This window comes from Sphingopyxis sp. GW821-FHT12C06, assembly GCF_058807415.1.
The window spans coordinates 122,791-139,586 of record NZ_JBXAQR010000001.1 but is presented as its reverse complement, the minus strand read 5'-3'; the positions used below and the strand labels follow the sequence as shown (position 1 = coordinate 139,586).

Sequence of the window (16,796 nt, the reverse complement as noted above, 5' to 3'; positions counted from 1 at the left end):
AATATTTTCGTGAGTTAGTCTCAATTTGAGAATTGTTGTTCCGGGCAGAAGACCGCCGCATGCTGCAGTGGCACCGCGATGTTTCGCCGCCGGGCCCCATGGAGCGACCCCATGCGCGAGGCGCGAAGCCCGCGCCTCAACGCCCGGGTCCGGGGGTAACCCGGGCAGCAGCCGTAAGGAAAGTTGATTTAACAATGACTTCAATGTCAAACTCGGCGCGTGACGGAAACATGATGGCTGAAAGGGATGTGACGAAACTGGTACGATGGACGGGTCGCAACCTTCCCCCGATGCCGATCGACTGCGTTGGAACCGATTGACCGACAAGCAGCGGGCTTGCCTCGATCTTGTGCTGGAGCACAGGACGTCGAAGCAGATCGCGCGCCAGCTCGGTGTGTCGAAATACACGGTCGATCAGCGTATCACCAATGCACGGACCGCGCTCGGTGCGACCGACCGGGCCGACGCGGCGATGCGCTACGCCCGGTTGCGGAAATTATACCACCGGATCGCATACGATCCGGTGGAGCTTCCCGAACAGCCCGCCCTGGTGCCATCCGACTATTCAGACGGTGGCGTTTCCGGCTTCTTCGAGCTCGATGACAGGAGCTCGCTACGGGATCGCCTTTCGGGATCACGCCCGCCGTCCGGGAAGATCTGGAGGCATGACCACACGCCGGGCACGAGGCTGACGATCATCGCGACATTGCTCGTGGCGCTGATCGTCTTCCTGCTCGGCAGTCTGGGCATCGCAGAGTCGCTGTCGCGCCTCATCTCCGGCTGAGCCTTCTCAACCTGCACAGCATCAGCCGGAGCATGGGCTTCCGGCAGAGGAGACGTCATGTCCGAGAATATCGATTTCGCCGTTGCGAGACTTCGGCAACAGGTCCCCGCCGCAGAAACGCGCATCGACGATGCGCTCATTGCCGTCGCGTCGCTGATGACGAGCATCGTCACCGCGCGCCGGGATACGCAAGGCGTTCCCGCCGCGCGGGGCCATGCAACGATCCAGCGCCTTGCAAAAGTCCAGACCGCGCTCGTCGGTGCGAGCGGCGACGTTCTGCGCATTCACGGCGAGCTCGCCGACATCGCGCGGGAAAGCGCCGGGCTCGATCTTCACGAGTGCCCCGCGATTGCCGCCGCCGGGCAGAGCCACGTCGCGGCCGCATCCTGAATATTGACCTGGGACCGCCCGCATGGTTTTTGATCGCGATGGTTCGGATCGCAATCTTCGTGACGATCTTGCTGGCGGCCCTCGCCTATGCCCTGAAGAAGGGCGGCGGTCCCGAGCGGACAATGGCCATGATCATCATTGCGATGGCGCTCGCGGACCAGATCCTGCATCTGTTCGTCCCGCCGCGCTTCACCTCGATCGACACGGGCCATCTGGCGATCGATCTCGTCGCGGCGACCGCGACGCTGCTGCTGGCCCTGACGGCCCACCGCTTCTGGCCGATGCCGGCAGCCGTGATCCAGATCTTTCCGCTGATGGCCCATGTCGGCAAGGCGATGGAGATATCGGTGCATCCGATCGCTTATCAGACGATGCAGGTTGCTGCATCCTGGCTTCTGCCCCCCCTTCTCGTCCTCGCAACCTGGCGGCATCAGCGACGGCTGCGCGCGAACGTGAACGATCGGTCCTGGCAAGGTTGGTCGCGGCGATCGCGCCCGACCATTGCGATTCCATAGCCCACAAGCTTCTCGACGAGTTCACGAGCCTCGGCCGGCTCTGGTCGCAATCACCCGAACGGCTGACCCGCTTTCTGGATGGCTATCCCGACCTGGCCCCGTTCCTGGCGGCCGTTCGCGATGCCATGCTCGAGGGGATGCGCTCCGAGCTCCGGTCGGTCCGGATCGATCCGCTCGATCCGCAACTGCATCAATATCTGATCGCATCGATGGGCAGCCTGTCCGAAGAGCGGCTGCGCATCCTGTTTCTCGATCCGGGGCGCGGCCTCATCGCCGACGAGGAGGTCCAGCGCGGCACGCTCGCGCAGCTGGCGATCTATCCGCGGACCATCTTCCGGCGCGCGCTCGAGCATGACGCCGCCTCGATCCTTCTCGTCCACAATCACCCGAGCGGCGACCCGGCGCCGAGCGAGGAGGATATCCGCGCGACCCGGCGTCTGGCAGACGTCGGCCGGGCGCTCGATATCGACATTCTCGAGCACATCATCGTGACCGGAACGGGAAGCTGCAATCTCATCGAGGGCGTGGGCGAAGTGCGACCGCGCGGCAAATTCTTCCCCTTCTTCCTGCGGAGCAATGCAGGTCCGGCTGCCGCCGACCGGCCCGCGCTGCAAAACGCCGAGACCGCGATGCGGCGCAGACTGTTGCGCAAGCAGCTTCTCGGAAACGCCGAACTGTTCGGCGAGCCGGCGTGGGATATGCTCATCGACCTCTTCATCCACCAGTCCCGGGGACAACCGCTTTCGATGTCCGCGCTCTGCGTCACCGCCGCGATCCCCATGAGCAGCGCAATGAAGCTCATCCAGCGCCTCTGCGACGCCGGCATATTGGAGCGATCGCCTGACGCCTTTGACGGACGGCGCAGCCTCGTGAGGCTCACGCCGGAGGTGGCTCACCGCCTGCGCGCCTATTTTGCCGAAGGAACGGAATAGCAAGCACGGCACGCGATCGCGGCCCGCCAGGGGCATCCGCCTCCATGGAGACCATGCCGCTATCCGGTTGCCTTCCAACGCTCTGACGCGTCGATCCGCCTCATTTGTGGCCGGCCGCTGAAGTCGGCAATCCCAGCCCGGTCGAAGGCGCATGAAAATATTCCAACGCTGTCCGGAGTCTGTGACATGACGGGCGGGCCCGCCGCCGACTGGCGCTCGCCCGAAGCCTATGCGGAGCTCCTGATCTCGGACCGCCGCGCTTTCGCATGGGAATGGCTTCGACGAAGCAGCCACTATCGGCGGCTATGGGAGAGGCGCGCCGTCGCTTCGACCGGCACCCTTGCCGAGATCGGGCTCCTGGGCTGGATCGATCCGGCTGTTGCGACCCCGGCCGCGCGGCCGATCTGGAGCATCCACCGCGACCCGCGGGTGCTGCGCGGCAGACCCGCGGCGAATGACAGCCCGGCCGATGATCTGTTCGATATCCGCGACGTCGCTGCATTTGTGTCCGTCGAAATTGACGCGTCAGGAAATGAGCACTGGTTGCTCAGCGACGGTCATTGGGCCATCCGTCTCGACCTTCACGACGGCACGCTGCTGGGCGGGCCGGTTCTCGTCGAGCACAGGATAACGGGCCTCCGGTCGGCCAGGCCGAAACTCGAATCGTTGAGGCAATTCGTCGTTCTTGCCGGGAAGGGCCAGCTTCCCGGCTCGATGATGCCGAAGGAACGCAAGGCAGCACATTGGATCATGGAGCTACGCGTCGGCGACGCATTGCTGGCGGGCGCCAATCAGCAGGCCATCGCGCGGGAATTTTTCGGCGGCGCGATCGCGCCATCGCGCTGGCGGGTGGAAAGCGCCTCTTACCGGCTTCGGGTGCAGCGCCTGGTAAAAGCAGCGGAGCGATATCTGGCCGAGCCGCTCGCAGGGCCCTGGTTCGACTAGCCGCGTGGGCGCATTTCGTCGGGGAACAGGGGGTGGCCAGCTGCCGTCCCTGCGAAAGCGGGAAGCCGCGGGCAACGGCAGTTCGCCGGGTCCCCGCCCGGCCAGCGCGGCGGATCTGCACCGCCTTGCTGCCGCTGCGGCGGTTAGCGGATGGGACCATTGGACAAAGGTCCGATGGCGTGACCGGCGCCAGAACTGCTGGATCGATCGAATAGGCGAGAAAGCGGGTAAAGGATCAGCCCCTCACACTCTCTTTGGCGGCCTCGTCGATGAGAGCGGATATCTCCGACGGATGCGACGCGAGCGACGCATGGCTGGCATCGAGCGTGATCGTCTTGCGCGGCGTCATCCGCGCGGCCATCATCGCTTCATTGTCGGGGTCGATCATACGATCCGCGCTCGACACCTGATACCAGCAGGGCTTGTTCTTCCACGCGGGCGCGGTCACCGTATCGCCAAAGGTGCTCGCCAAGGGCGCCTTTTGGGTCACGCTCATCACCAGCGCCTCGTCGGCCGTCAGATCCTGGCAGAAGCTTTCGTGGAATTTGTCCGGTTGGATCCAAAGATAGCCGTCACTGTCGGGCACAAGATTGGCGATGGCCGCCGGAGGTTTCGCCTGGCTGATGCCACCCGGGCTCTCTCCCGCGTCGGGCGCGAAAGCGGCGACATAGACCAGACCGACGACATTTGGCAGATCGCCCGCCTCCGTAATGACAGCGCCGCCATAGGAATGCCCGACGAGCAATACCGGGCCTTTCTGTTGCGCGACCATCTTGCGGGTTCGCTCGGCGTCATCGGCAAGCGATGTGAGCGGTATCTCGACGGCCTGGATTGACGGATAACCAAGCCTGGTTAGTTCAACAATGACCTTGCTCCAGTGGGCGGCCCCGCCCCAGAAACCGTGAACCAGAATGATGGCAGGTTTGTCGTTCATGTTATGCATCCTTGAATATCAAGTGGACAAAATATTGTAGGTCGACCTCGGCGGCGCAACCGGCGGTTGTTCCAGTGCGATGGTCGAAATAAGCGTCGACAGCGTTGTGCGGCCCGCCGCGTTCGAGGGGCGATATCGGCCCCTCTGCCCTTCTGCAGAACGAACGATGCAGACCGGATCTACCGCAACTCCGCGGACCGTGCCGCGACAATCGGTCAGACCAATATCACGATCTTTCCGCCTGCCCCATTCTCCTCCAGACACTTGTGCGCCTCGACGATCTCGTCCAGCCGAAAGGTGCGCCCGACCTGTACGCGCAAGTCGCCCGCCGCGATCTGATCGACCAGAGTCTGCAGAGGGGTACGCAGAAAATCGTCGGCGTCGCCGGCATAGGTCGTCAACGCCACGGCAGTCGGGATTGCGTCCATCGGGCTGAACTCGTCGAATGACCATTGATTGCCGACCATGCCTGTCATGCAGACAATGCCCTGACTCCTCGCTGTCTGGAGTGAGTCGCGCAGCGTCGTCGTGCCGACCAGTTCGAGCACCTTGTCAACGCCGCCCGGGAAGACCTCGCGCACTTGCGCCGCGATCTGGCCCGTATCGATAAACACCTGATCCGCGCCATTCTCACGCAGCAATCGCTCGCGCGATGGATTGCGGGTGGTCGCCGCAACGCAAGCACCATGTTTTTTGGCTATCGCCGCCGCCGCGAGGCCGACCGACGTTGTGCCCCCACGCACGAGCAGGCGGTCGCCGGACTTCAGCTGCAGCGCCTTGAACAGCGATCCCCAGGCCGTCTGCAGCATCTCCGGCAACGCCCCGAGCGTGTCCCAGGGCAGACCGGTTTCCAGTCGCTGCACCTGGCGCGCGGGAACACAGGTAAATTCGGCATAACCACCATCGAACACCCGCCCCATTCCGCCCATTGCGGTGGCCACCACCTCGCCTTTGGCGAACTGCCCGCCGGGGGCATGCTCGATCACGCCGACTGCCTCGATCCCGAGAATGCGGGGGAAGGCGACATTGGGCGAATGACCCTGGCGGGTGAACAGCTCCGACCGGTTGAGGCCGAACGCCTTGACCCGGATCAGCACCTGGTCGGCATCCGGCACCGGCACGGGCCGGGTTTCCAGGACGAGTGCGTCTGGTCCGCCCGCCGCATGGATGACGGCTGCGCGCATTGTCTTGCCCATGGCTATGCCCCCCGCCGTGCGGCGATCAGCCGGTCGAGGCTGAAGCCCGGTGCGCCCTGCTTGGCAAGCAACAGCAGGCCGCCTGTCATCGCCAGATTTTTCAAGAACATGATCATCTGCATCTGGTCGGCAAAATCACGGTGAAACACGATGGCGGAGACCACACAAAAGCCCGCGAGCGCCAACGCGATCGTCCGCGTCCCAAGGCCGAGCAACAGCATAAAGCCAGCGCCGAGTTCGAACAATATGGTCGGTACGAGCAGAAAGCCGGGCAGCCCATAGGCCTGCATATACCCCTGCGTCGCGGCAAAGGCACCGATCTTGCCGAGACCGGACAGGACGAAGATAGCCGCCATCAGCGCCCGTGCGGGCGCGTCGGCATGGCGTGTGATGGTATCGATCATGGTCGTCGGCCCCCTATGAACGCGGCGGATTGGTCGTGGAAAAGCTGTAGCGGGCGATCTTCCAGTCGCCGCCTGCAACCTTGTGGAAGACGAACAGTTCCTGATTGGCCTCGGGGCCGCTGGCGCCTGTGGCATGGACGGTGACCGTGCCAGCCGAATTGGTGCGGGCGAACGCCCATTCCGGGGCAACCTGGACGATTTCGACGATGTCGAAAACGACATTGAGCTTGATCGCCTTGAACACATTATCATAGGCGACGCGCACGGCCTGTGCACCAAGCTGTGACGGGCTGTGCTGCGGCATGAACACGCCGTCAGCGTCATAGAGCGTCATCACGCGGTCTGTATCGCTTGCGTTGAGCGCCTGCTCATAGCTGCGCAGAACGCGTTCGATCGCAGCCGTATCACCATTGCGTTCGGCCGCCAGAGCTCCGCCGGGCATGGCCAGCATGGCCGCGGCGGCAAGGACAGAAGTCAATTTGCTTGTCATGGGAAGTCTCCCTGTCGATCGGCGTGATTGCCATGCCGACGATATGGAGTATTTCCGCATTCGGGATTAGATGGCATTATTGGCAATAATCTTCCCATATATGGAAAAATGAATGTCCGACCTGAACGCCCTGCTGATTTTTGCCCGCGTCGCCGAAGCCGGGAGCTTTTCGGAGGCCGCACGGCGGACGGGAATGCCGATCTCGACGGTCAGCCGCCGGATCGCCGAACTGGAAGACCAGCTTGGCGTGCGGCTGCTCGAACGCTCGACGCGCAACCTGCGGCTGACCGATGTCGGAACGGAAATCCTCGAGCAGGCGCAGCGGGGCGCCGAGATCAGCGAGGCGGTCGACAGCATTGCTTCCAACCGGATATCGGACGTGCGCGGCGTGCTGCGCCTGTCCGCCCCGCCGAGCATCTCCGACAGCCTCTTGGCGCCCTTGATCGGCGCGTTCCAGTCGGCCTATCCCGCGGTCGAGGTGCATGTGATGGTGACCGACCGATATGTCGATCATATTGCCGAAGGGATCGATCTGGCGTTGCGGCTCGGGCCGCTGAACGACTCCACCCTCGTTGCTCGCCCGGTATTGCGATATCGGCATCGCCTCGCAGCTAGCCCGGAGTATCTGCGAGGCCGGGGCCCGCCAATGCAACCTGCCGATCTTCATCGCCACCGGCTGCTGGCCTTCTCCGCCTGGTCGCTGGCGAACAGCTGGACCTTCGAAAAGGGCGCGCTGAAAGAAAGGATCGACTTCCGGCCCAGCCTGGCGATGAACGATTATACCGGGCTTGCCGCAGCGCTACTGAATGGTGGCGGAATCGGCGAGCTGCCGGCCATCGTCGCGCCATCGCTGTTCACCGAGGGACGGCTGGTCGAAGTCATGCCGGACTGGCGGTTCCGAACGCTGGATATGTCGATCGTCCATCTCGGCAACCGTCACATTTCGCGTGCGGTCCGCCTGTTCAAGGAATTTGCCGTGCAGATGGCGCCGACATTGTTCCCCGATCTGCCGACCTAGATTCAATTACCGGACCTCATCGCTCTCCCGAGCCAAAGCTTTGCTCTCGGGCAAAGCGCAAGTCCGAGCGGATGGCCCCGACGGATAACATGCCCGCGGTGAATAGCGGCATCCGTGGACGCCCCAAAGGAAGCACAGGTAAATTCAGATTGGACGTAGCCGGGTGTGCCTGTCCGGCTTCATGATACAGCCCATGCTGCGGGTCCGTTGGGGAGTTCGCAAACTGTAGCCACATCATGCTGCCGCGCCAAATGGCAGCCCGCCATTCACTGGTTCCTCCAGCTCTCTCGGCGACTGTTGGGCCATGGCCACTGTGCCATGACCACCGATCCTCAGCACGCGCCGGCGAATTCGTGCGTCGTTTTAAACCAGACTGGATCGGGCCGGAGCAAGCGACCACGAGCCATGGAGGTCAGCCACTGGGCTCAACGTTCGACCCGCTTCATTCTTGTCGTGTCGAGCCGCATCAGCCCGAAGGCGCCGCCATAGAAGATGTTGCCCTTCGTATCGATCTTCACCGGGGCATACATGCCGTTGAAGCGCGGATCGCTGCCGGTGTCGATATCCATCACCGTCTGTCCGGTGTCGAGATCCATGCCGATATGGTGACGCGCGTTGAGCTTGCCCGCATAATAGCCATCGATGATCGCCATGTGGCCAGCGCCGCTAATCATCGGCACCACCGAGATCGATGACACGTCGCTTCGCACCCATTGCCTGGTCCAGGCATCCTTCTTGTGATCCCATTTGAAGGTCGCGGCACCCACCGGCCCCGGACGTGTGGCGCCATTTATCAGGTTCACATAAAAGCTCTGCGCACTCGGCAGCGGCGTTTCCTTCGTCACGATATTGTTGACGACAAAGGCATAGTCGCCGTGGATCGCGACCGACTGTTCGGATTGCACGATCTCGACGTCGGGGCCGATATCCACCTCGATCTGGTCGGCGATCCGCGGCGACAGCGCGCCGGGCTTCGGCCGCAGATGCGCCGGCAGCTTGTCGCGCCAGAAGGCTACCAGCCGCATCTTCTTCGCGCCATCGGTAATGACGACGAGCTTGTCGTCTTTCGGACCGAAGCCCATCAGCGTCGGCGTCGATCCGGTCCCGTCGCCGATCTTCGGGGCGGGCATGGTGACGCCGCGGTCATATCCGGCCTTCCAGGCACCGCTGGCCTCGTCGCTGCGGATCCGTCCATCCTTGTCGACGACAAGCCGGTACATCGTCGTGTTCGATGCAACATAGACCGCACCCCCTTCGGCCTCGGCGCCGGTGGCAAAGCTGTTCAGGAAGAGCTCGTCGCTGCCCCCGACGTCGAAAGTGTCGATCACCTCCAGAGTGTCGCGGTTCAGCGTCGCCACTTTTCCGCCCAGCGTGTTGACAACGAGATAGCCATTATAGGTCATGCCCATGCCGAACAACATGTCGGGGCGATGCAGGACGCGCTTCGCCTTTTCGTCGTCGAAGAGCGACGCCGGCAGCACCGATGTCCGGGGCGCCTTCATGCCGGAGGCGGGATCGGCCGCATTGTCCTGATCGATGCGGAACATCCGCCGCCCGCTGCAACCGATGAAGGCGTCATCGCGCGTCAGCAGCGCATAGACCGAACCGCCCGCTACCTGATCGGCGGCGGCGCTCAGCATCCGGTTGGGCTGCGCCGACATATAGTCGAGCAGGCCTTTCTCATCGCCTGCGTCGAGATATTTCTGCACTTCCTTCGCCTGGCCAATGCGCTGCTCGGGCGTGATTGGGGTATAGTTCGGCAAGGTCACCGGCACGTCGACGCGCGCCAGCTCGACCAGCCTGCCGCGCTCGATCGCCAGCTTGCGCAGCGAAAAGCCCGCCCACCACCAATAGATGTCCTTGCCCCCGACCCGATCGGTGACGATGGGCAATCCCGCGCTCTCGTTGGGGATGACCTCGACCGCCTCCGGCGTGACCGCGAAGAAGCCGCGCGATACCCGCGTGTCGACGCTGTCGGTGGCGGCGTCGTTCCAGTGCGTCTGGTTGTTGTACGACTGCGCGAGGAAGGGGTTGGGCGCGGGGCCAGCCGGCTCGCCCGCATGCGTCGCACCGGCGCCAAAGGCGGTGCCAAGGAGCGCCAGTGAAATGAGCGCGCTGGTCTGGTACCGCCTGACGAATGCTGCAGTTGCGCTCATTTCACTCTCCATTCTGCTCGGATTACTGCGGACCGCCGGCCGCCGCGACGACCTGGCCGGTGATGTAGTTCGATTCGGGGGAGCAGAAGAGGTAGACTGCGTCCGCGGCTTCCTCGGGCGTGCCGGGGCGGCCCAGCGGGCAACGCTGCGCGTGCGACTTCTTCGCTTCGGGGCTGACCCCGACGCGGATGTCGCGGCCCTCGATATTCACCGTTGCCCCCTCGTGCGCATCGGCCTCGGTCATCCGCGTCAGGATATAGCCGAAGGCGACCGCGTTCACATTGACCTTGAAGCGGCCCCATTCGCGGCTGAGCGCGCGCGTCATGCCGATGACGCCTGCCTTGGCCGAGGAATAGTTCATCTGACCCGGATTGCCGTTGAGCGCCGAGGTCGAGGAGATGTTGACGACCTTGCGGAAGACTTCGCGACCCTCGGCCGCCTCGGCCTGGGCGCTGGCCTTGATGACGGGATAGGCGGCGCGCAGGATGCGGAAGGGCGCGGTCAGGTGGCAATCGATGATCGCCTGCCACTGCTCGTCGGTCATCTTCTGGATGACGTCGTCCCAGGTATAACCCGCATTGTTGACGATGATGTCGATGCCGCCGAAGGAATCGACAGCGGTCGCGATGAAGCGATCGGCAAAGTCGGGCGCGGAGACATTGCCCGCACAGGCGACCGCCTCTCCGCCGCGGTGGCGGATTATCTCGACGACTTCATTGGCCGGATCGGCGTCGAGATCGTTGATGACGAGCCGCGCGCCTTCGCTGGCGAGCTTGAGCGCGATCGCCTGACCGATGCCGCGACCGCCGCCCGTGACGAGTGCGATTTTGCCTTCCAATTTGCCCATATTCTTCTCCTGAGTCAGTGTGTTCAAAGCGCGACCACGGCATCGCCGACGATGCGCATCTCGCCATGTTGGTTGAGCGTGCGTAGCTCGATCCGCGCACGCCTCTCGCCGTCGGCCTCAAAGGTCTCGACGACCTCGCCGGCGCAGCTGATCTCTTCTTCGAGCTGGGTGATGCCGACGAAGCGGACGCCGAAGGTGCGAAGCTGGCGCTGGTCGACCCATTGCGTGAGCAGGCGACCGAGATAGGCCATCGAGAGCATCCCGTGCGCGAACACGTCGGGCATGCCCGCGCGCCGCGCAAAGTCGATGTCGATGTGGACCGCATTATGATCGCCCGAGGCGCCCGCGAACAGCGCGAGCGTGGTGCGGTTGATCGGCGGGAGCGTCAGCGACGGCAGCGTGTCGCCGGGCTTGATGGCGCTCAGGTCTGGCAGGTTCATATCGTCCTCCACCTCAGCCGTTGCGGTGCACGAGGATGCTGCGGAGATCCGCCACATGCTCGCCGCGCTGGTTGGTCACGCGGGTGTCGCGCACGACGAAATCGAGCGCGCCGCCCTTCTTGTCGTAGATGTCGGCGATCCGCCCCTCATAGAGCAGGACGTCGCCCGCATAGGCCATGCGGTGATAGGCGAAGGACTGCTCGCCATGCAGGATGCGCGAGGGATCGATGCCGAGCTCGGTGCGCCAGCTATTATCGGGCTGCTGAAACTCGAGCGAGAACAGGAAGGTCGGCGGCAGCGGCAGCGCGGGGTGCCCGGCATCGCGTGCGGCCTGTTCGTCGCAATAGAGCGGATTGGTCTCGCCCGTCGCCTTGGCGAAGAAGCGCAATTGTCCCGCCTCCGCCGTCGCGTGAAAGGGCGGCAGCACCTTGGCGATGAACTTCTTGTCGATCATGCCGCCGCCCGCTTGAAGACGGTGACGACGCAGGCGCCGCCAAGCCCGAGATTGTGCTGGAGCGCGGCGCGCGCGCCTTCGACCTGTCGCTTCTCTGCGGTGCCGCGCAACTGATGCGTCAACTCGTAGCATTGGGCGAGGCCCGTGGCGCCGAGCGGGTGCCCCTTCGAAAGCAGGCCGCCCGATGGGTTTGTCACCCAGCGCCCGCCATAGCTGTTGTCGCCATCGTCAACCAGCCGCGGGCCTTCGCCCTCGCCGCATAGCCCCAGGCCCTCATAGGTCAGCAGTTCGTTCTGCGCGAAGCAGTCGTGCAGCTCGATGACGTCGATGTCCTCGGGGCCGATGCCGGCCTGCTCATAGGCCTGGTTGGCGGCTTGCCGCGTCATGTCGAAGCCGACGACGCGGATCATGTCGCGCGCGTCATAGGTGCTCGGCAGGTCGGTGGTCAGCGACTGACCGGCGATCACGACATCGGTGCGGAGGCCATGCTTGCGCGCGAAATCTTCGGACACGACGATCGCCGCGGCCGCGCCGCAAGTGGGCGGGCACGCCATCAGGCGGGTCATGACACCGTCCCAGATCATCGGGGCGGCGAGCACCTCGTCGGCCGACACGATATTGCGGAAGACGGCGAGCGGGTTGCGCGCGGCGTGCCGGCTCGCCTTGGCGCGGATCTTCGCGAAGGTTTCGAGGCCGGTGCCATATTTCTGCATGTGCGCGAGCCCGGCGCCGCCGAACTGGCGGATCGCGCTCGGCATGTCGGGCTGACCGACCAACTCATCGACCAGCTTCTGCGCGCGCTCCAGCGCCGGCGCGCGGTCGCTCCACTGCGACTTGAGCGCCCCCGGATTCATCTGCTCGAAGCCGAAGGCGAGCGCGCATTCGACCGCGCCGCTCTGCACCGCCTGGCGGGCCAGGAACAGCGCCGAGGATCCGGTGGCGCAGTTGTTGTTGACGTTGATGACGGGAATGCCCGTCATGCCGACGCGGTAGGCCGCCTTCTGCCCGCTGGTGGAATCGCCATAGACATATCCGGCATAGGCCTGCTGGACATCGGCATAGCTCAGGCCGGCGTCGATCAGCGCCTGATGAACGGCCTGCGCGCCCATCTCGTCATAGGGCGCACTCGTGCCGGGTTTCATGAAGGGGATCATCCCGACCCCGGCGACATAGACGTTGCGTGTCATCTGCTTTCCCTTCGGCTGTCGCGGAACAAGGTCAGAGCTTGCGCGCGATCAGGTCGCGCATCACTTCGCTCGTGCCGCCGTAGATGCGGGTCACGCGCATATCGACGTAAGCGCGGGCCACCGGATATTCGAGCATATAGCCATAGCCGCCGTGGAGCTGGACCATCTCGTCGAGCGCCTTGCCGAGCGTCTCGGTGGCGAACAGCTTGGCGATTGCCGACTCCTCGAGCGTCAGTCCGCGGCGCATATGCTCGGTGAGATAATGGTCCACCATAAGCCGGACGGCGGTCGCCTGCGTCTTGATGTCGGCGAGCTTGAACTTGGTGTTCTGGAAGTCCCACACGGTCTGGTTGAAGGCCTTCCGGTCCTTCACATAATTGATCGTATGCTCGAGCGTGGCTTCGAGGCACGCAGCAGCCTGGACCGCGATCGCGAAGCGCTCCTGCGGCAATTCCTCCATCAGGTGAATGAAGCCCTTGCCTTCCTCGCCCAGCAGATTGCCGACGGGCACGCGCACATCGTCAAAAAACAGCTCGGCGGTGTCCTGCGCATATTGGCCGAGCTTTTCCAGCTTTCGGCCGCGGCGGAAACCCGCGCGATCCGCTTCGACGGCAATCAGGCTGACGCCCCTGGCACCCGCGGCCGGATCGGTCTTGCACACGACGATGATGAGGTCGGCAAGCAGGCCGTTGGAGATGAAGGTCTTGCTGCCGTTGATGACATAATCGTCGCCATCCCGGACGGCCGTCGTGCGCACCGCCTTGAGGTCGCTGCCCGTTCCCGGTTCGGTCATGCCGATCGCGAGGATCGTCTCGCCCGAGCACGCGCCGGGCAACCATTTGCGCTTCTGCTCCTCGGTGCCGAGGCGCGCGATATAGGGCGCGATGACGCTCGAATGGACGTTGAAGCCGGGACCACTGACCCCATTGCGCACATATTCCTCGCAGAGGATGGCATTGTGGCCGAAATCGCCGCCGCCGCCGCCATATTCGGTCGGGAGCGTGGCGCACAGCAGCCCTTCGCGTCCCGCCTTCAGCCAGGTCTCGCGGTCGACCACGCCCGCCTTGTCCCATGCCGCCTGACGCGGCACGCATTCGCGTTCGAAAAAGCGGCGCACGGTGCTCCGAAACATCTCATGATCATCGCGAAAGACGGTACGTTCGATATGCACAGCAGCTCCCCGGGATCGGTGACGGTTGGGGCGGGTGATCGCCACAATCCCGTCCTACCCAATGCGATCCGGCAGGGAGCCACCCGCGGCGGGTGGCGAGGGTTCAGTGAGGCCGTTGGGCGGCGTCGGATACAAGCGTTCCGAGATCGCGCATCCGCGCCACAGCCTCGTCGCGGCTGTTCACGCCGAGCTTTCCATAGATATGGCTGAGGTGCCACTTCACGGTTTCGGGCGACAGGCCAAGCGCGCGGGCGATCTTTTTGTTCGGCAATGCCTGGCCGAGCAGTCGGACGACCTCGATTTCCCGCTCGCTCAGAATCGTCGAATCATTCGCAGGCCGGGCCGTTGTGACAGGGCCTTTGGCATCAACGGCGTCGGCGCGGTGCTTGGACTGGAGGCGTTCGACATAGAATGCGAGCACGGGATCGAGCGGCGCCTCGCGCATGACGCTATTGATCAGATCGAGGGCTTGCGGATGCGCGTCGAGGAGGCTGCGGACGAGACCGAGCCTCTGGCCGCAGCGCAGCGCCATTATGGCCTGATCGCGCGCGGACTTCTTCCCGCCGCGTTGCGCGTCGATGACAGCGCCCAGCATGTGAAGCCGCGCGACCGCCGCCTGCCGACCGATCAGTTCGCAAAGCTGGACGAGCGGGCCCAATATGTCCGCGGCCCCGTCCAGATCGCCGCTCGCCACCGCCCAGCGCAGATGCGCGTTCTGCGTGAGGATGCGGATTTCCTTCTGGACGCTGTCGTCCAGATGCGGATTGCGCGCATCGATCGCATCGAGCCGGGCCAGCTTGACCTTGGCAGCGCTCCATTCGCGGCGCAGGAGATGCCAGTGGATGCGCCAGGTCAGGCTATAGGCCAGCAGCCTGTCCAGCCCCAGATTCGCCGCATAATCCTCAAGCCGTTCGAGATAGGCGAATGCCTCCTGATGATTGCCCGCAAGCCATTGCGCGCTCCCGAGCACCACCATCACGCGGCAGACCGAGTCGGGAATCGACACGCGTTCCAGCACATCCACCAGGTCCGACAACAGCGCATGAGCCGCCTCGACCTCGCCCATTTCATATAGGGCGTCGCCAAGCAGCGCCGCCGCCAGATATCGGGCATCAGCACAGGCCTTGCCGCCCTTTTCGGCGGTATAGAGAACGTCCTGATAGATACGTTCCGCCTGGATCATGTCGCCTTCCAATGCGAGGCTTAGTCCGAGCAGGCAACGCCCCTGTAGGCTGCCCGCGGCGGTTCCCAGAAATGGCGAGCCATCGACCAACAAGGGCGGCCGTTCGAGCTGGACCCGTCGCGCCGCTTCATAATCGCCGCGATGCATGTACAGCCAGGACAGCACATTGCGGCATCCGCCGATTATGACCGGGCCGGCATCTTCCGCGGGATCCAGCAACTGGGGCAAGACCGCCATGGCACCGCCGGCATCGTCGCGTTGCACGGCCAGCGTGGCGCGGAGCAGGGCCAGCCGCGACTGGTTGGGCGCGTCGGTTTCCGGAACCTCCTGCAGCAGACGCTGCAGCGTTTCCGCACAGGCATCGAAGTCGCGGGCGTAAAGCTGAATCCGCGCCTGCCAGATGCGCAATTCGAAACTGGCCTGAACCTCGTCAGCGGGCAACTGGCGGACGAGATCGACCAGCACGCGGATGTCACCGCGAGCGTAGAACGCATCGGCTCGCTGCTCGACAAGGCGAGCGGCGGCCGAGGCTTCGCCGCCCAATACCGCGTGACGAACGGCTTCATCGAGATGGTCATGATCGCGGAACCATGTCCAGGCGCGCGCATGTGCAGCGGATTGTGTGGCATCGCCGCGCGTGTCGAACTGCTTCAGCAGTGTCTCGCGCAACAGGGGATGGAGTCGATACCATATCTCGCGATCGGTGCTCTCTATCGGGATCAGAAACAGGTTGTCGCTTTCGAGCTGGCTGACGAGCGACGCCGCCGCGCGCTCGGCCCCCGCATTCCCGGCCATTGCGGCGCACAGCGTCACACAGAAACGGTTGCACATCGCCATGTTGAACAGCATCTCGAGATCGCCGGCCGAAAGCCGCGAAAGCACCTCGGCCTCGAAAAAGCGCGCGAACGCCTCGGTCCCGATCAGATATTCTTCGCCAGCCCCGACAGCCTTGTCTCTCGGATGTTTCCGCCTGCGTTTCTGGCTGACCGACAGCAGTTGCAGACCCGCGACCCAGCCGTCGGTGAGTTCGTATATCCGTTGCGCCTCACTACGATCGACGGTGCCGAGGTGCATGGTCAAAAAATCACGCGACTCCGCGGGCGTAAAGCGCAGATCCTTGAAATCCAGTTCGAGCAACTGGCCCGCGGCGCGCAGCCGCGCCAGCGACAGCGGCACTTCGCTGCGCGTCAGCAGCGCGAGATGAAGATTGGCGGGCGCGTAGTCGATCAGCCATTGCACCGCTTCGAGAATGCCGACGTCGCCCAGATGATGAACATCGTCGAGCACCAGCACCAGATCGCGCCGATGCTCGGCAATACCGCGCACCAGCGCGATGATCGTGCGTTCGACGGCCTCGCGGTCGAGGCCACGCCCCTCCATCAAGGTTGCTTCGCGGACGATCGCCGGATCGACCTGCGCCAGGCTGGACAGCAGATAGTCCAGAAAGCGCATCAAATCATTGTCGTTGGCCGCGAGCGAAAGCCATGCCATGTCGAAGCCCAGCGGCAGCAATTGCTTGCGCCAGGATGTGAGTGCCGTGGTCTTTCCGCTTCCCGCGGGGCCCTTGAGAATGATGCACCGGTGCCTGCGCGCGTCGAGCATGCAGGCGAGCAGGCGCTCGCGCTCGACGATGCCGCCGGCGCTGCGGGGAGGAACCAGCTTGGTGTTGTCGACGAGACTCACTATCGCGCTTTCGGCCTGGCCCGACTTTTGATGATTGCTGCCGATCACGACCCTTCCCCGGCCCTGC

17 protein-coding genes are annotated in these 16,796 nt (G+C 64.0%); 6 read left to right on the top strand and 11 right to left on the bottom strand.

The window, feature by feature from the left end; genetic code table 11:
- Positions 1 to 316: 316 nt before the first annotated feature.
- The 5 genes from AC1RRJ_RS00555 (at position 317) to AC1RRJ_RS00535 (ending at position 3,566) form a co-directional block, all read left to right on the top strand.
- Positions 317 to 784 (top strand): LuxR C-terminal-related transcriptional regulator, encoded by a 468-nt coding sequence (locus AC1RRJ_RS00555; RefSeq protein ID WP_493119750.1) that lies wholly within the window; start codon positions 317 to 319, stop codon positions 782 to 784.
- A 57-nt stretch (positions 785 to 841) separates the two neighbouring features.
- Positions 842 to 1,174, top strand: coding sequence for a hypothetical protein (locus tag AC1RRJ_RS00550; RefSeq protein WP_493119749.1), 333 nt, complete (start codon positions 842 to 844; stop codon positions 1,172 to 1,174).
- A gap of 59 nt (positions 1,175 to 1,233) precedes the next feature.
- On the top strand, positions 1,234 to 1,689 hold the full coding sequence (locus tag AC1RRJ_RS00545; protein WP_493119748.1) for a hypothetical protein: 456 nt from the start codon (positions 1,234 to 1,236) through the stop codon (positions 1,687 to 1,689).
- Positions 1,650 to 2,621, top strand: a complete 972-nt coding sequence (locus AC1RRJ_RS00540) for a JAB domain-containing protein (RefSeq protein ID WP_493119747.1) — start codon at positions 1,650 to 1,652, stop codon at positions 2,619 to 2,621. Before AC1RRJ_RS00545 ends, AC1RRJ_RS00540 begins: the two co-directional genes overlap by 40 nt.
- Before the next feature lie 186 nt (positions 2,622 to 2,807).
- On the top strand, positions 2,808 to 3,566 hold the full coding sequence (locus AC1RRJ_RS00535) for a transcriptional regulator domain-containing protein (RefSeq protein ID WP_493119746.1): 759 nt from the start codon (positions 2,808 to 2,810) through the stop codon (positions 3,564 to 3,566).
- A 235-nt stretch (positions 3,567 to 3,801) separates the two neighbouring features.
- On the opposite strand, the gene AC1RRJ_RS00530 is transcribed toward AC1RRJ_RS00535, so the two are convergent.
- The 4 genes from AC1RRJ_RS00530 to AC1RRJ_RS00515 form a co-directional block, all read right to left on the bottom strand.
- Positions 3,802 to 4,500, bottom strand: coding sequence for an alpha/beta hydrolase (locus AC1RRJ_RS00530; protein ID WP_493119745.1), 699 nt, complete (start codon positions 4,498 to 4,500; stop codon positions 3,802 to 3,804).
- A 215-nt stretch (positions 4,501 to 4,715) separates the two neighbouring features.
- A complete protein-coding gene (locus AC1RRJ_RS00525; RefSeq protein ID WP_493119744.1) occupies positions 4,716 to 5,684 on the bottom strand; it encodes a zinc-binding alcohol dehydrogenase family protein in 969 nt (322 codons plus the stop codon).
- Between the two features lie 14 nt (positions 5,685 to 5,698).
- Positions 5,699 to 6,100: a DoxX family protein gene (locus AC1RRJ_RS00520; RefSeq protein WP_493119743.1), complete on the bottom strand. Its 402-nt coding sequence runs from the start codon at positions 6,098 to 6,100 to the stop codon at positions 5,699 to 5,701.
- Positions 6,101 to 6,113: 13 nt separating this feature from the next.
- On the bottom strand, positions 6,114 to 6,590 hold the full coding sequence (locus AC1RRJ_RS00515; RefSeq protein WP_493119742.1) for a YybH family protein: 477 nt from the start codon (positions 6,588 to 6,590) through the stop codon (positions 6,114 to 6,116).
- Between the two features lie 112 nt (positions 6,591 to 6,702).
- Here AC1RRJ_RS00515 and AC1RRJ_RS00510 point away from each other — a divergent pair, with 112 nt between their 5' ends.
- Complete coding sequence (locus tag AC1RRJ_RS00510) at positions 6,703 to 7,608, top strand: LysR family transcriptional regulator (RefSeq protein ID WP_493119741.1); 906 nt, start codon at positions 6,703 to 6,705, stop codon at positions 7,606 to 7,608.
- Positions 7,609 to 8,033: 425 nt separating this feature from the next.
- On the opposite strand, the gene AC1RRJ_RS00505 is transcribed toward AC1RRJ_RS00510, so the two are convergent.
- The 7 genes from AC1RRJ_RS00505 to AC1RRJ_RS00475 form a co-directional block, all read right to left on the bottom strand.
- Positions 8,034 to 9,764 (bottom strand): hypothetical protein, encoded by a 1,731-nt coding sequence (locus AC1RRJ_RS00505; RefSeq protein ID WP_493119740.1) that lies wholly within the window; start codon positions 9,762 to 9,764, stop codon positions 8,034 to 8,036.
- Between the two features lie 22 nt (positions 9,765 to 9,786).
- Complete coding sequence (locus tag AC1RRJ_RS00500) at positions 9,787 to 10,611, bottom strand: SDR family NAD(P)-dependent oxidoreductase (RefSeq protein ID WP_493119739.1); 825 nt, start codon at positions 10,609 to 10,611, stop codon at positions 9,787 to 9,789.
- Between the two features lie 23 nt (positions 10,612 to 10,634).
- On the bottom strand, positions 10,635 to 11,051 hold the full coding sequence (locus tag AC1RRJ_RS00495; RefSeq protein WP_493119738.1) for a MaoC family dehydratase: 417 nt from the start codon (positions 11,049 to 11,051) through the stop codon (positions 10,635 to 10,637).
- 13 nt (positions 11,052 to 11,064) lie between these two features.
- Positions 11,065 to 11,505, bottom strand: coding sequence for a MaoC family dehydratase N-terminal domain-containing protein (locus tag AC1RRJ_RS00490; RefSeq protein ID WP_493119737.1), 441 nt, complete (start codon positions 11,503 to 11,505; stop codon positions 11,065 to 11,067).
- Positions 11,502 to 12,692 carry a lipid-transfer protein gene (locus tag AC1RRJ_RS00485; protein WP_493119736.1) on the bottom strand — a complete coding sequence of 397 codons (1,191 nt, stop codon included), beginning with the start codon at positions 12,690 to 12,692 and terminating at the stop codon, positions 11,502 to 11,504. The genes AC1RRJ_RS00490 and AC1RRJ_RS00485 overlap by 4 nt, the downstream gene beginning before the upstream one ends.
- 31 nt (positions 12,693 to 12,723) lie before the next feature.
- On the bottom strand, positions 12,724 to 13,824 hold the full coding sequence (locus tag AC1RRJ_RS00480) for an acyl-CoA dehydrogenase family protein (RefSeq protein ID WP_493120672.1): 1,101 nt from the start codon (positions 13,822 to 13,824) through the stop codon (positions 12,724 to 12,726).
- A gap of 142 nt (positions 13,825 to 13,966) precedes the next feature.
- Positions 13,967 to 16,777 (bottom strand): winged helix-turn-helix domain-containing protein, encoded by a 2,811-nt coding sequence (locus tag AC1RRJ_RS00475; protein WP_493119735.1) that lies wholly within the window; start codon positions 16,775 to 16,777, stop codon positions 13,967 to 13,969.
- Between the last annotated feature and the right edge of the window lie 19 nt (positions 16,778 to 16,796).